General features: G+C 61.3%; 12 protein-coding genes. 3 read left to right on the top strand and 9 right to left on the bottom strand.

Going from position 1 to position 14080, the window contains the following annotated elements:
• Window positions 1–42: 42 nt before the first annotated feature.
• From AARI_RS09445 to AARI_RS09455, 3 genes are all read right to left on the bottom strand, one after another.
• Window positions 43–414, bottom strand: coding sequence for a DUF948 domain-containing protein (locus tag AARI_RS09445; RefSeq protein WP_013349076.1), 372 nt, complete (start codon window positions 412–414; stop codon window positions 43–45).
• Window positions 415–540: 126 nt separating this feature from the next.
• Entirely contained in the window at window positions 541–1167 is a 627-nt protein-coding gene (rpsD, locus tag AARI_RS09450) for a 30S ribosomal protein S4 (protein ID WP_102597592.1), read from the bottom strand.
• 183 nt (window positions 1168–1350) lie between these two features.
• Window positions 1351–2757 (bottom strand): replication-associated recombination protein A, encoded by a 1407-nt coding sequence (locus tag AARI_RS09455; protein ID WP_013349078.1) that lies wholly within the window; start codon window positions 2755–2757, stop codon window positions 1351–1353.
• 89 nt (window positions 2758–2846) lie between these two features.
• Between AARI_RS09455 and dtd the strand changes: the two genes are divergently transcribed.
• Window positions 2847–3284, top strand: a complete 438-nt coding sequence (gene dtd, locus AARI_RS09460; protein WP_013349079.1) for a D-aminoacyl-tRNA deacylase — start codon at window positions 2847–2849, stop codon at window positions 3282–3284.
• On the opposite strand, the gene AARI_RS09465 is transcribed toward dtd, so the two are convergent.
• From AARI_RS09465 to hisS, 5 genes are all read right to left on the bottom strand, one after another.
• Window positions 3281–3610: a PadR family transcriptional regulator gene (locus AARI_RS09465; RefSeq protein WP_013349080.1), complete on the bottom strand. Its 330-nt coding sequence runs from the start codon at window positions 3608–3610 to the stop codon at window positions 3281–3283. The two genes, dtd and AARI_RS09465, sit on opposite strands and share 4 nt — an antisense overlap.
• Window positions 3603–4721: a hypothetical protein gene (locus tag AARI_RS09470; protein WP_013349081.1), complete on the bottom strand. Its 1119-nt coding sequence runs from the start codon at window positions 4719–4721 to the stop codon at window positions 3603–3605. The genes AARI_RS09465 and AARI_RS09470 overlap by 8 nt, the downstream gene beginning before the upstream one ends.
• Window positions 4722–4816: 95 nt before the next feature.
• Window positions 4817–6094 carry an ISL3-like element ISAar15 family transposase gene (locus AARI_RS09475; protein WP_013348066.1) on the bottom strand — a complete coding sequence of 426 codons (1278 nt, stop codon included), beginning with the start codon at window positions 6092–6094 and terminating at the stop codon, window positions 4817–4819.
• 201 nt (window positions 6095–6295) lie between these two features.
• On the bottom strand, window positions 6296–8083 hold the full coding sequence (aspS, locus tag AARI_RS09480; RefSeq protein WP_013349082.1) for an aspartate--tRNA ligase: 1788 nt from the start codon (window positions 8081–8083) through the stop codon (window positions 6296–6298).
• 89 nt (window positions 8084–8172) lie between these two features.
• Window positions 8173–9495: a histidine--tRNA ligase gene (gene hisS, locus AARI_RS09485; RefSeq protein ID WP_013349083.1), complete on the bottom strand. Its 1323-nt coding sequence runs from the start codon at window positions 9493–9495 to the stop codon at window positions 8173–8175.
• A 143-nt stretch (window positions 9496–9638) separates the two neighbouring features.
• Here hisS and AARI_RS09490 point away from each other — a divergent pair, with 143 nt between their 5' ends.
• Window positions 9639–10997 carry a DUF349 domain-containing protein gene (locus tag AARI_RS09490; protein WP_013349084.1) on the top strand — a complete coding sequence of 453 codons (1359 nt, stop codon included), beginning with the start codon at window positions 9639–9641 and terminating at the stop codon, window positions 10995–10997.
• A 60-nt stretch (window positions 10998–11057) separates the two neighbouring features.
• Window positions 11058–11681, top strand: coding sequence for a hypothetical protein (locus AARI_RS09495; RefSeq protein WP_013349085.1), 624 nt, complete (start codon window positions 11058–11060; stop codon window positions 11679–11681).
• A gap of 28 nt (window positions 11682–11709) precedes the next feature.
• Here AARI_RS09495 and AARI_RS09500 read toward each other — a convergent pair whose 3' ends face one another.
• Window positions 11710–13977 (bottom strand): RelA/SpoT family protein, encoded by a 2268-nt coding sequence (locus AARI_RS09500; protein WP_013349086.1) that lies wholly within the window; start codon window positions 13975–13977, stop codon window positions 11710–11712.
• Between the last annotated feature and the right edge of the window lie 103 nt (window positions 13978–14080).

Here is a 14080-nt window from a genome sequence, read left to right on the forward strand (position 1 = left end):
TTCAGCACGCCGATACGTGTTCGATCAAACAGCGTTGCGTCCTTAGCGGCTACGGCGAGCCTTGCCGCTTGGCTTGGTGTTCATCGCGACCTTCACGCCTTCGGTGAAGGCAGCCACCTTGATCAGCGGCTTGCCCACGGTAGCGGCTACCAGCGAGGACAGCGCGGAAACATTCGCGGTGGTGTCAGAAACGTTGTTCGTGATGACATCGACCTTCTTGAGCTGGTCGTTGGTGGTCGCCACGGTGTTGGCGACTTCGCCGATCAACGGAGTAGTTCCCTCGGCCAGGTCCTTGATCGATTTGCGCAGCTCGTCGAACACCTTGCCCAACTTGATGATCGGCACTGCCAGCAGCACAACTAGTACGACAAACGCGGCGGCGGCGATGAGCCCTGCAATATCCGAACCCGACATGTGCTTCCTCTTCTGCTATGGGTTTTTGGTGCCAGTCCACCTTATCGAAGTCAAAGCCGATTTAGGTAGTTAAGCGACAAGCCCGCAACCGGATAACGGTTGCGGGCTTGGAACTAGCGCACGGATTTAGCGTGCGTAGTACTCGACCACGAGGTTCTCTTCGCAAGTCACTGGGATCTCTGCACGCTCAGGAGCGCGCAGGAAGGTAGCCTGAAGGGCTTCCAGCTTTACGTCCAGGTAAGCTGGAGCGGCTGGGAGCACCTTCGAGTGCTCGCCGGCTGCAGCCATCTGGAATGGAACCATCTTCTCGCTCTTCTCGTGTACGTGGATCAGCTGACCCGGCTGTACCTTGAAGGACGGACGGTCTACACGCTGGCCGTTGACCAGGATGTGGCGGTGCACAACCATCTGGCGTGCCTGCTGGATGGTGCGGGCGAAGCCTGCACGCAGAACCAGGGCATCCAGACGGGACTCGAGCAGAGCCAGCAGGTTGCCGCCGGTCTCGCCGCCGAGGCGCTTAGCTTCCTTGAAGGCGCTGAGCATCTGAGCTTCGCGGATGCCGTACTGGGCACGCAAACGCTGCTTTTCGCGCAGACGTACTGCGTAGTCGCTGTCCTGCTTCTTACGGGCGCGGCCGTGCTGGCCTGGACCGTATGGACGGCGCTCCATGTACTTTTCAGCTTTCGGAGTCAATGCAAGGCCGAGCGCACGCGAGAGGCGTACGGTACGGCGGGCACGGGCGTTAGCCATAATGTGTCCCTTTCGATTAGCGACGGTATCTACTGGCCTCCAGGTGGGAGAGTGTGTGGGCGTCGCGTCCCTGCTTCACTTCAACTCCGTCGCACAATCGATTACTCGGTTGCCAGATGGAGCTTGCCAGCCAAAGATCAAGTTTACACGATACGGCAGCAGCTTTAACTGAGGCTTAGCGCACAATCAGCGCTTGGGCTTGGAGCGCTGCCGATCTTTGCCCCGGACGATCTCGCGCAGCCTGGCCAGCCTGGCCTTGATGCCTTTTTCGGCCCCGTTCTCGGTCGGCGTGTAGTAGTCGGTACCCAGCAGGTCATCGGGCAGGTACTGCTGGGTGGCGATCGAGTGCGGTGCATCGTGGGCGTAGATATAACCCACACCGTGGCCCAGCTGCTTGGCACCGGGATAGTGCGCATCGCGCAGGTGGTCGGGAACCAGCGAGCCCTTGCCCTCGGATACGTCGGCCAGGGCCGCATTGATCGCGTTGTACGAAGCGTTGGACTTCGGTGCGGTCGCCAGGTGCACGGCGGCTTGGCCGAGCATGATCCGCGCTTCGGGCATGCCGGTCAGCTGCACTGATTGGGCGACGGCGACGGCCACGGGAAGTGCGGTGGGGTCGGCCATTCCGATATCTTCGGAGGCCGAGATCATCAGCCGGCGGGCGATGAACCGGGGGTCCTCCCCCGCTGAGAGCATGCGCGCCAGGTAGTGCAGGGCCGCGTCCACATCGGAGCCGCGGATGGACTTGATGAATGCGGAAATGATGTCGTAGTGCTGGTCGCCGTCCTTGTCGTAGCGCTGGACCGCTTGGTCCATGGCCAGCTGGACGTGATCCGCGGTGATCTGCACCGGCGGGGCCACGCCAGCTCCGGCGGCGTTCCAGGCCACTGCCCCGGCAGCTTCCAGCACGGTCAGCGAGCGGCGGGCATCGCCCTGGGCCAGCCGGACGATGGCATCGCGCTGCTCCTCTTCGAGGATCACCTGGTCGTTGAAGCCGCGTTCGTCAGATACGGCGCGTTCAAGCAGGGTCGACAGGTCACCGTCGGTCAGCGGACGCAAGGTCAGTAGCAGCGAACGCGAGAGCAGCGGGGAGATCACCGAGAAGGACGGATTTTCCGTTGTCGCAGCCACCAGCACCACCACGCGGTTTTCCACCCCGGGCAGCAAGGCATCTTGCTGGGCCTTGTTGAAGCGGTGGATCTCATCGAGGAACAAAACGGTGGTGACCCCGCGCAGGTCGCGGTCGTCCTTGGCCTGCTCGATGACCCGGCGTACGTCCTTCACCCCGGCGGTGATCGCCGAGAGTTCGACGAATTTGCGGTCGGTAGCGCGGGCGATCACATGGGCGATGGTCGTTTTGCCGATGCCCGGAGGCCCGTAGAGGATCACGCTGGCCGGACCGGCCAAGCCGGTCTCCGGGTTTTCGGCAAGCTGGCGCAAAGGTGAGCCGGGACCGAGCAGGTGCTGCTGGCCTACCAGTTCGTCCAGCGACTTGGGACGCATGCGCACCGCAAGAGGCGGACGCGGCCGGTTGACTTGGGGCTCGCGTGCTTCGCGCGGATCATCGGACAGGGAATCGAACAAATCGCTCACCTGCTAAGCCTACCGATATTCTGGGAGTTGCGCGGTGCATGCCAACACGCCACCGCCGACACATATTGCCTCTTGAAAGGACTTGCTCCATGCGCGCCGTCGTCCAGGTCGCCAGCACCGCCCACGTCGAAGTTGGAGGGGAGATCACCGGCCGGTTGGACTCCCCCGGGCTGGTGATCCTGCTGGGCGTGACTCACGATGACGATCAGGCCACCGCGCGCAAGGTCGCCCAGAAGATCTGGCAGCTGCGCATTTTGGAGGATGAAACCTCCGCTGCCAGCATTAATGCCCCGCTCTTGGTGATCAGCCAGTTCACCCTCTACGGTTCGGTGCGCAAGGGGCGCCGGCCTTCGTGGTCCAATGCGGCACCAGGGCCGGTGAGCGAGCCGTTGTACGAATACTTCGTGGCTTACTTGCGGGAACTGGGTGCGAGCGTTCAGACCGGCGTATTTGGCGCGATGATGAATGTCTCGCTGACCAATACCGGTCCGTTCACGATGATCGTCGACTCGGCAGACCTCCCCTAGCGGCCGGTGCTCTGTACCAGTTTGGTCAGTTGCTCGAAGCTGGCTCGTTGCTCGGCTAGTTCTACCCGACCGGCGGCGGCTAGTTCATAGACCTTGCGCCCCGGCCCGCCTTGGCCTTCTTGCCACCGGGTTTCCACGAGACCCGCGGCTTCCAGCTTCGCCAATGCGGGGTACAGCGTTGCGCCTTTGAGCGGGCCGAAACCGCGTTCTTGCAGGGACTTGGACAGGGCATAGCCGTGAGCGTGGCCGTTGGAGAGCTCAGCGAGCAGGAGCATCGGGAGCATGGCGCGTTGCCAGCTGCCAGGAAATGGCGAGTCCTTACTCATCGCGGCCTTCTTCCATACCGCGGACTTGGGCGCGCCTTTCAGCAAGCTTGGATTCCACGTATTCTGCGCGATTCGCCGGACGCAACTCGTAGAGGGTCACCGCAACAAAAATCAGAAGGCATGCCGCGAAGAAGATATCCCATCCGCTGCGGTCTGGGGCGATCGCCTCCGGCACGAGGCTGAAGCTGTAGAGGCCCACTACGGCTAGCGGCAGCAGGCGGCGTAGCAACCAGCGTCGCTTCAGCGCTGTGCCGGTGTTCACTGACAGGCCGATGGCGAATTCGCCCGGCGTGCCGAACTCTTGCGCAATGCTGGCCCCGCCGCCCTCCATGCTCATAGTTGACCAGTGCTCGCGGGCAGGTTCCAGAGCGGACGCCGCTTCCCTGCTTCGCATTCCGTAGCGCCCGCGCAGCAATCGAGTGGTTTCGACAAACCACGCTTCTGGATCCGTGAAAGCGCAGGCGCCACCGCGTACTGGTTCAGTCTCATCATTCCATGGCAGCCAGAACACACCGACAGCCAGGGCTATGCCGAGAATCGGCGCCAGCCAATTGGGCAGCGGCATGGCCTCTTCACCGCCGAATACCGCGATCAGTACGGCTGCTGCGATGGAAACCGCAATTCCGGACAACCCCAGCACCCATGATCGCGCGAATTTGCCTTTCAAACGGTAGAACCACCACAGGTGCCCTGATAAGGCGATTCCCGTGCCTGCAGTCAGGGCCGCCAGTTGCCAGAAGTGCCACGAGTTCGACATCCATCCGTCGCGGAATGCGACCCACGTGCCAAAACCGGTGCACAGCAGGCCAACAACGAGCCCGAGGCCAGCCAGGAGCAGCAAACTGCTGTTGATCGGCATCTCCGAATCCGCGAGTTGCTGCGGAGTCAGGCGCGCGAAAGCCCGGGCTTCGCCGAATTCAGCGGGATCACCAAAGAGTTCTTCTGCGCTTTGACCGCTGTCGCGGATCGCATCCAGCGCTTTGCCCAATTCCGCTGCGCACTGGGAATCGTTCAGCTCCTTCCACCACATCGCGATGTTGAAGTCCTGCGCCCATTGGCGGTCGCTTTCAGGGTAGAGCTCGATGATGTCATTGGGTTCTGCCGAGGCCAAGTGCTCTCCTGGGATCTAAATATCTAGGTTGAAAACCAACCTAGTATTAAAACCATCTTTAATGGCTCTTAAAAGTTAAGCGTGGTGCAGGATGTTCAGCACGGCCGTAGGCCCGCCGTGTACAACAATATCCGAAGCCGATAATGACCATGATTCCGATAGCCTCGACCGATGCGTTTCAGGTTCTTCGCCGTCAGGTTCGCCGCCTCGCTCCGGGCGTTGGTCAACCTCGTTCGTACGAACACCAGCAGCTCCCGCCGCCAGGCGGTCAACGTGCGGAACAATGTTTTCGCCTCGGTCATTTTTGTGGCCTTCACTGATTTCTCCAGCACCGCCCACCGGGACTGGAATTCATGGATATCAGCGGTTTTCAGCAGTTGCCGCACGTGTTCCTTGATTCCATAGATCACTCCGAGTTCCGGGTCTGATTCAAGGATCAGCTTCAGCCGTTCCACCTGCTTGATCGACAGGTTCTCTAAGTTGCAGGTTAGTAGCTTCCGGTACTTGTAGGCCGGATCCGTGGCCCTGCCACGGCGTTCGTGCACTTCGTGGGAACGGCGGCGGCGGACCTGGGTGATCATCAGATTCGCCCGGGCGATCACGTGGAAATGGTCCACGCTGACCTTCGCCTTGGGCAGATTCTCACGCACCGCTTTGCGGAACTCGGCAGACATGTCGATCGCGACGTACTGCACCCGTTGGCGCCAATACCGTGGCCGGTTCTTCAACCACTTCTTTACCGCTGTTCCGCGGCGTCCGTCCACGATATCCAGGATCTTTCCGGTGTCCAGATCGGTGAAGACGATGGACCACGGCTCAATCCGAACGACTTTCCCGGTCCGGCCAAGGGCGTAGCGGACTTTGCGGAACCGGTGCTCATCGATGCCCAGGCGCCGGATGAACATCCGGTCCACATTCCCGACGAGTTCACCGACGGTGGTCAGTCGGGCCATGACCGTTGGCCATGACACCCCATGCGCTGCGGCGACCCGGGACACGGCTCGCAGTTCGCAGCTCATCTCGTCCACGAGCCGTTGGGAGAGCCTGGTGGTGATCCGTGCGCGGAAGGGCAGTTGCTCGGTGGTTTGCACGAACGAACGGCGTTCGCAGGCAGGTTCTTGGCAGGCCATGCGGCGTTTGCGTACCAACACCTGCAGGTCGTCACCGCCGGCGGGCAGGTCCTTGACCTGGTGCACCGGCCTTGCTTGGATTCGGGTAGTCAGTACCCCGCAGGAGGGGCAAGCGGCTTCGGTTTCGATGGGCTCAACAAGTACCTGCCGTCCGGCAAGTTCCTGAGTCACGGTGATGACGCGGTAGTCGGTGAGGTTCAACAGAATCGACGCAGCATCGATTCGGCCGGTATCCTTGATCACGGCTCGTAGTTCCTTGCGTATGAATTGTTTTAGTCAACATCCATTTTCGCAGAAGGGACTGCGAGCCTTACTTCTTTTTCGGGTCACCACGCTAAAAATCGAAGAGCCTCTTTAATCTACTTTTTGGCCTATTCCATGCAAAAAAGTAGCCGGATCGAACGCATGAATAGGTTCAATCCGGCTACTTGAAGCTGCGAAAGCCTACTTGGCTTCGGTCTCTTCGGCCTTCTTCTTCTCAGGCTTGAAGTCGATGCCTGCTTCCTTGCGCTGCTGCGGGGTGATTGGCGCAGGAGCCGAGGTCAGCGGATCGAAACCGCCACCGGTCTTCGGGAAGGCGATGACGTCGCGGATGGACTCCGAGTTGGTCAGCAGCTGCAGCACGCGGTCCCAGCCCAGTGCGATGCCGCCATGTGGTGGGGCCCCGTACTTGAAGCCTTCAAGCAGGAAGCCGAACTGGGTGTCAGCCTGCTCCTGGGTTACGCCCATGAGCTTGAAGACGCGCTCCTGAACGTCGCGCTGGTGGATACGGATCGAACCGCCGCCGATTTCGTTGCCGTTGCACACGATGTCGTAGGCGTAGGACAGTGCCGAAGCCGGATCGGTGTCGAAGGTGTCCATGAACTCTGGCTTAGGGCTGGTGAACGCGTGGTGCACAGCGGTCCAAGCGCCAGCGCCCACGGCCACATCGCCCGAGGCAACAGCGTCCGACGCGGCTTCGAACATTGGTGCGTCGACGATCCAGACGAAAGCCCAGTCGCCTTCCTTGATCAAACCGGTGCGGTGGCCGATCTCGACACGGACCGAACCGAGCAGTGCGCGGGATTCGTTCTTCTTGCCAGCCGAGAAGAAGATGCAGTCGCCAGCGCTTGCGCCGGTAGCTGCGGCCAGTCCGGCCTTCTCTTCATCGGACAGGTTCTTGGCCACTGGGCCAGCCAGCTCGCCATCTTCCTTGATCAATACATAGGCAAGGCCCTTGGCACCGCGCTGCTTTGCGAATTCCTGCCAGGCATCCAGGGTGCGGCGAGGCTGCGATGCGCCGCCAGGCATGACCACGGCGCCGACGTACTCGGACTGGAAGACCTTGAAGGAGGTGTTCGCGAAGTACTCGGTCATTTCGGTCAGTTCCAGGCCGAAGCGCAGATCCGGCTTGTCCGAACCGTACTTGGCCATGGCCTCCGAGTACGCCATGCGGCGGATCGGGGTCGGCACCTGAACGTCGATCAGGTTCCACAGTTCGGTAACCAGCTTTTCGCCCAGCTCGATGATGTCATCTTCCTCGACGAACGAAGCCTCGATGTCCAGCTGGGTGAACTCCGGCTGGCGGTCCGCGCGGAAGTCCTCATCGCGGTAGCAGCGGGCGATCTGGTAGTACTTCTCGAAGCCGCCGACCTGCAGCAGCTGCTTGAACAGCTGCGGGGACTGGGGCAAGGCGTACCAGCTGCCCGGGGTCAGGCGTGCCGGCACGACGAAGTCGCGGGCGCCTTCCGGGGTGGAGCGGGTCAGCGTCGGGGTTTCGATCTCGATGTAGCCCTGGTCGTGCAGCAGGTTGCGTGCCACGCGGTTGGCCTCGGAGCGCAGGCGGATGTTGCGGGCCGGGGTCGGGCGGCGCAGGTCCAGGTAGCGGTGGCGCAGGCGCGCTTCCTCGCCGACCTCGACGTGCTCGTCAACCTGGAATGGCAACGGTGCGGCGGTGTTCAGCACGGTCACGGTTTCGGCGATGACCTCGATCTGCCCCGTAGGCAGGTTCGGGTTCTCGTTGCCCTCCGGGCGGCGCTCGACGGTGCCGAGAATCTGCAGCACGAACTCATTGCGCAGCGGATGGAAATCCTCTTCATCGCGCACGACCACCTGGGCTACGCCCGAGGCATCACGCAAATCCAAGAAGGCGACACCACCGTGGTCACGGCGACGTGCAACCCAGCCGGTGAGGGTGACCTGCTGTCCAATGTGCTCGGCGTTCAAGACGCCCAGCTGATGAGTGCGTAGCACTACGATCCTTTCGGTCGGTTGGGAAAGTTTCTCCCCATGAAGTTTAGTGCACCATAACTAGTGCGGGTGCGGGCGGCGAAGCCCGAAAACTAGCTGACGGCGATCTTCAGGTCCGCTTCGGCCGGCATCCAGCTGGCTGGATCGGCGCTGACCTGCTCGCCGGAGCGGATGTCCTTGACCTCGTGGGTGCCATCGGCGTGGGTGAACCACACGAACGGAATCCCGCGGCGATCAGCGTATTTGATCTGCTTGCCGAACTTCTCCGCGCTGGCTGCCACCTCGCAGGCGATGCCGCGCTCGCGCAGCGCCGAAGCGACGTCCTGGGCTTCGTGCCATGACTCGTCGTTGGCCAAGGTGACATATACCACCGAAGGCACCGAACGGCTGGCGGTGACAACCTCTTCGGCCAGGATGCGCGAAATCAGGCGGGTCACGCCGATGGACAGGCCAACACCCGGGTAGTTCTTCTTGCCCTTGGAAGCCAGCGACTCGTAGCGTCCGCCCGAGCAGATCGAACCCAGCGATTCGTGGCCCACCAAAACGGTTTCGTAGACGGTGCCGGTGTAGTAGTCCAGGCCGCGGGCGATGGACAAATCAGCCATCACCTTGCCCGGGGCGCGCTTGGAGGCCGCCTCGATCACCTGGGACAGCTCATCCAAGCCGGTATCCAGCAGTTCGTGGGTGACGCCCAGAGCGCGGACCTGCTCAACGAAGGAGGTGTCCACGGTGCGGATCTTGGCCAGGGCCAAGGCTGCGGCAGCCTGTTCGGCGGTGGCGCCGACTTCTTCAACCAGGATCTTGGCTACCGCGTCATCGCCGATCTTCTCCAGCTTGTCGATGGCGCGCAGCACCGCATCCGGGTCTGCCAGGCCCAATCCGCGGTAGAAGCCTTCGGCCAGCTTGCGGTTGTTCACGCGCAGGCGGAAGTCGCCGATCGGCAGTGCCGAGAGGGCATCTGCGATGGTTAGCGCCAGTTCCACGTCGTAGCTGAATGGCAAGGTGCCATCGCCGACGACATCGATGTCGGCCTGGGTGAATTCGCGGAAGCGGCCATCCTGCGGACGTTCGCCACGCCAGACCTTCTGCATCTGGTAGCGGCGGAATGGGAAGGCCAGGTGGCCTGCGTTCTCCACTACGTAGCGTGCGAAGGGCACGGTCAGATCGAAGTGCAGGGCCAGCGCGTTGGGATCGTTCTTGTCATCCTCGGCGGCCAAGCGGGACAGTCCGTAGACTTCCTTGTCGATTTCGCCCTTGCGCAGAAGCTGTGCACGGGTTTCCACCGCACGCGTCTCGATATTGGCAAATCCATGCAGTTCGAAGACGTGGCGCAAGGTATCGAGCACGTGCTGTTCAACAGCCCGTTCAGCTGGAAGCCATTCTGGGAAACCTGAAAGTGAGGCCTTGCGTGCCATGAAACTCCTTAGTGCAAATTGGGCTACCTATCCATCTTATAGCCCGAAACCCAAGAAACCTGTGCACGTCGGCTTACTAAGAAGCGGAGGTCACAGGTAGAGTTGGCTAAAGCAAGTGCTCGTAAAGTGAAAGAGTTTCAGCGGTGACCACCAGTCAGCAATCCGACGACAGCCCGAAGACCCCATTGCCACAGGCCCAGAAGCCTGCCGCAAAGCCGGTTGTAGCGCCAAGCGTCGCACACACCACTCCCCTTGATGAAGCGGCCAAGTTTGCCCGCGTCACCGAGGATGGCCACGTCTTCGTCATCATCGATGGTGCCGAGTCCCCCGTGGGCCAATACCCGGACGCCACGCAGGAAGAAGCCCTGGGCTACTTCGTGCGCAAGTATGACGATGCGCTCTCGCAGCTGATGCTCCTGGAGCAGCGTGTTGCGGCCAAGGCACCGGCCAATGAGCTCAGCAAGGCTGTCCAAGCACTCTCGGCCACCGTGGCCGAACGCCATATGGTCGGCGACATTCCAGCGCTGGAAACCCGCCTGGAAACTGTTCGCGTCGCCATTGAGGCGTTGACCACCGAACAGCGCAAGGCCAATGACCAGGCGCGTGCCGAACAGCTCGCAGCCCGCGAATCCATCGTCGAACAGGCTGAAGCCCTGGCCGGAAAGCGCCCGGAGCAGATCCAGTGGAAGACCGCGTCGGCGGCCATGAACGAACTCTTCGAAGCGTGGAAGGGCTCGCAGCGTTCGGCTGTTCGCCTGCCTCGCGCTACCGAAGATGCCCTGTGGAAGCGATTCCGCAGCGCACGCACCACCTTCGACCGCCACCGCCGCGCGTACTTCTCGCAGCTGGACTCGACCAACGCGGCTGCCAAGTCCGTGAAGGAAGAGCTGATTGCCCGTGCCGAGGCGCTGCAGGAGTCCACCGATTGGGCTGCTACCGCCGCCGAGTACCGCAAGCTCATGGATGAGTGGAAGAAGTCGCGCCGTGCTTCGCGCAAGGACGATGACCAGCTGTGGAGCCGTTTCCGTGCGGCCCAGGATGTCTTCTTCCAGGCCCGCGCTGCAGCGAACGCCAAGATCGATGAAGAGTACTCCCAGAACCTCGTGGTGAAGGAAGCCCTGCTGGAAGAAGCCCGCGCGCTGCTTCCAATCAAGGATCTGGCTGCCGCGAAAAACAAGCTCGATTCGATCCGCACCCGTTGGGAAGCTGCCGGCAAGGTGCCACGCAACGACCTGCAGCGTATCGAATCGGCACTGCGCCAGGTTGAGGACGCCGTCAAGGGCGCCGAGGACGAGCAGTGGCGTCGTTCCAACCCGGAGACCAAGGCCCGCTCGAACTCGATGCTTTCCCAGCTCCAGGACACCATCTCCGCACTGGAAGATGACCTGGAAGCGGCCAAGGCCAAGGGCAATGCCAAGCAGATCGCAGCAGCCCAGGAAGCACTGGATGCTCGCCGCATGTGGCTGAGCACCTTGGAGAAGTCGGCAGCCGACTTCCAGTAAGTAATCCACAGATCGCTTGCACACCGCCAACGCGGCGGCGCGAACTGGTTCAGTAGCTCTATGGACACGAGAAATACCCCAGCTACCGAACCTCGCGCCGCCGCGTTGCGCATTCCCGGGGATCTTTGGATCGCCGGCGAGATGTTCACCCGCAATGAGCTGCACGCGATGGCGCACAACGGCCTGTTGCACGAGGTCCTCGGTGATTATTATGTGCCTGGCAACATCCGTCTCAACGCATCGCTACGGGCGCGGGTTGCCGCTTTCGCCTGCGGACGCGAACTATCAAATGATGCGGTGCTGGCCCGACAGACCGCAGCCTGGATCCATGGCCTGCTGCCTTCGGTCTTCACCTTGTGCATCTACACGAGCAATTACCATCGCCCGTTTTATCCCGGGCGGGGACTGAAAGCAGAGTTTTCCCAGGTCCGGGTCCCGGATACGCAGATGGTGTTCCGCGGACGCGTCAAGGTCACCAGCGCATTGCGCAGCGCCTGCGATTGCGCCAAATTTGATCCGCTGCCAATCGCCAGCCGCGTGCTAAGCACGACGATGTCCCTTGAGGACCAATACCTGAATTTGGATACGATCAGGCAGGCTCTTGAGCTCGACGCGCCCTCGCCCGAGCGCTCCCGTGCCCTGCGCCTGGTTCAATCCTTCACCGGTACAGCGCAGGCGGCTTAGGCCACCTGCGCACAGCCAAGGTGGGAAATTACCGGCGGGAGCCTGCGGTGGTGCGGTAGACATCGTAGACGCCATCGATCCGGCGCACCTGGTTCAGCACGTGGCTCAAGAACTTCGGGTCGCCCATTTCGAAGGCGAAACGGGAGATCGCCACACGGTCCTTGCTGGTCTGCACACTGGCCGACAGGATATTCAGATGGCTTTCAGACAGGATCCGGGTGACATCGGAAAGCAATGACTTGCGGTCCAAAGCTTCAACCTGGATCTCCACCAGGAAAACGCCGTGGTGCTTGGTCGCCCACGAGACATTAACGATTCGATCCGGCTGTTCAGAGAGCTGAGTGAGGTTCAAGCAATCGGTGCGGTGGATCGAGACGCCGGCTCCACGGGTCACGAAGCCCAGAATCTCATCTGGCGGCACCGGAGTGCAGCAACGTGCCAGCTTCACCAGCACATCGCCAAGCCCCTCGACAATCACACCGGCGTCGTTGCCCGTAGCCGGGCTGGGAGCTACCGGGCGGACCAATGCCTCTTCATCGACCTGTTCGGCTTCTGGAGGGCCAATCAGAGCCGTTAAATGTTCAATGACGTTCTGTGCACTGGTATGCCCATCGCCGACCGACTGGTACAGCGCCGAAATATCGGTATGGTGCAGCTCGTTGGCGACCGCGGTGAGCAGGTCGTGGGTCATCAGCTTCTGCAGCGGAAGCTGGTTGCGGCGAAGCTCCTTGGTCAGCAGCTCCTTGCCCTTTTCAATGGCTTCTTCGCGGCGTTCCTTGGAGAAGTAGCCGCGGATCTTGGCCTTGGCACGAGGCGAGCGAACGAAGTTCTGCCAATCCTGGGATGGACCAGCACCCTCGGCCTTGGAGGTGAAGACCTCCACCACATCGCCCTGCTTGAGTTCGGTATGCAGCGGCACCAGTTTGCCGTTGACACGCGAGCCGATGGTCCGGTGCCCGACATCGGTGTGGATCGAGTAGGCGAAGTCCACCGGTGTTGCCCCAACCGGCAGCGACATGATATCGCCCTTGGGGGTGAAGACATAAACTTCTGCAGAACTGATGGTGTAGCGAAGGCCGTCCAAGAATTCCTCGGAGTCGGCCGTATCTGCCTGCCATTCCATCAGCGAACGCAACCAGTCCATATTCTGCTCCGGGGAGAGCATGGAGTTATCGGTCTGTCCGTGCTTGTACTGGAAGTGCGCGGCCACGCCGTATTCGGCGCGTACGTGCATATCGTGGGTACGGATTTGGATCTCGACTGGCTTGCCTTCAGGTCCCATGACCGTGGTGTGCAGCGACTGGTAGAGATTCAGCTTCGGGATGGCGATGTAATCCTTGAAGCGGTTAGGCAGCGGATTCCATTCGGCGTGCACCACGCCCAAGGCGCCGTAGCAGTCCTTGACGGAGTCCACCAGGATGCGCACACCCATCAGGTCATGGATGTCATCGAAGTCTTTGCCGCGCACGATCATCTTCTGGTAGATCGAGTAATAGTGCTTAGGCCGGCCAGAGACCGAGGCGTGGATGGCAACATTGCCCAGATCCCCGGAGAGGGTCTGGCGGATCGCCGAAAGGTACTTCTCGCGTTCCGGGGTGCGGTCCCCCACCATGCGCACGATTTCCTGGTACACCTTCGGGTGCAGGGCGGCGAAGGAGAGGTCTTCCAGTTCCCACTTCACGGTGTTCATGCCCAGGCGGTGTGCTAGCGGAGCAAAAATTTCCAGTGTTTCCTTCGCCTTGCGCGAGGAGGATTCCGGAGAGACATAGCGCCAGGTACGCGCATTGTGCAGGCGGTCGGCGAGCTTGATCAGCAGCACGCGGATATCGCGGGACATGGCCACGACCATTTTGCGCACGGTTTCGGCCGGCGCTGCCTCGCCATAGGTGACCTTATCGAGCTTGGTCACGCCATCGACCAGCATGGCGATCTCTTCGGAGAATTCTTTTTTAACCGATTCCAGGGAGTAGTCGGTGTCTTCAACGGTGTCGTGCAGCAGGGCCGCGGCAAGGATTGCGCCGGTCATGCCCATTTCAGCCAGGATCGTGGCTACGGCGACCGGGTGGGTGATGTACGGGTCGCCGCTCTTGCGCTTTTGGCCCTCGTGGTATTTTTCGGCTACTTCATAGGCGTGGACCAGCAGGTCCAGATCTGCCTTCGGATGCTTGGACTTGACCGTACGCAATAGCGGTTCAAGAGTGGGCGAGGTACTCGGGGTGCTTCCCCGGCCCGCAAAGCGCACCAAACGAGAGATAGAGCGTCGTTTCGAATTGTTCAGGTTAGGCGTATTTGCCATGCCCCGCTCCTTCCCGTTGCCGCCGGATTGCTCTCACGGCTTTCACCAAGCCCTCAAGAAAATCCAGCGGTAGTTTATGGCAACTTGTTCCCTGGTTGCCGTG

Origin of the sequence: Glutamicibacter arilaitensis Re117, assembly GCF_000197735.1 — a bacterium.
Taxonomy (GTDB): Bacteria; Actinomycetota; Actinomycetes; order Actinomycetales; family Micrococcaceae; genus Glutamicibacter; species Glutamicibacter arilaitensis.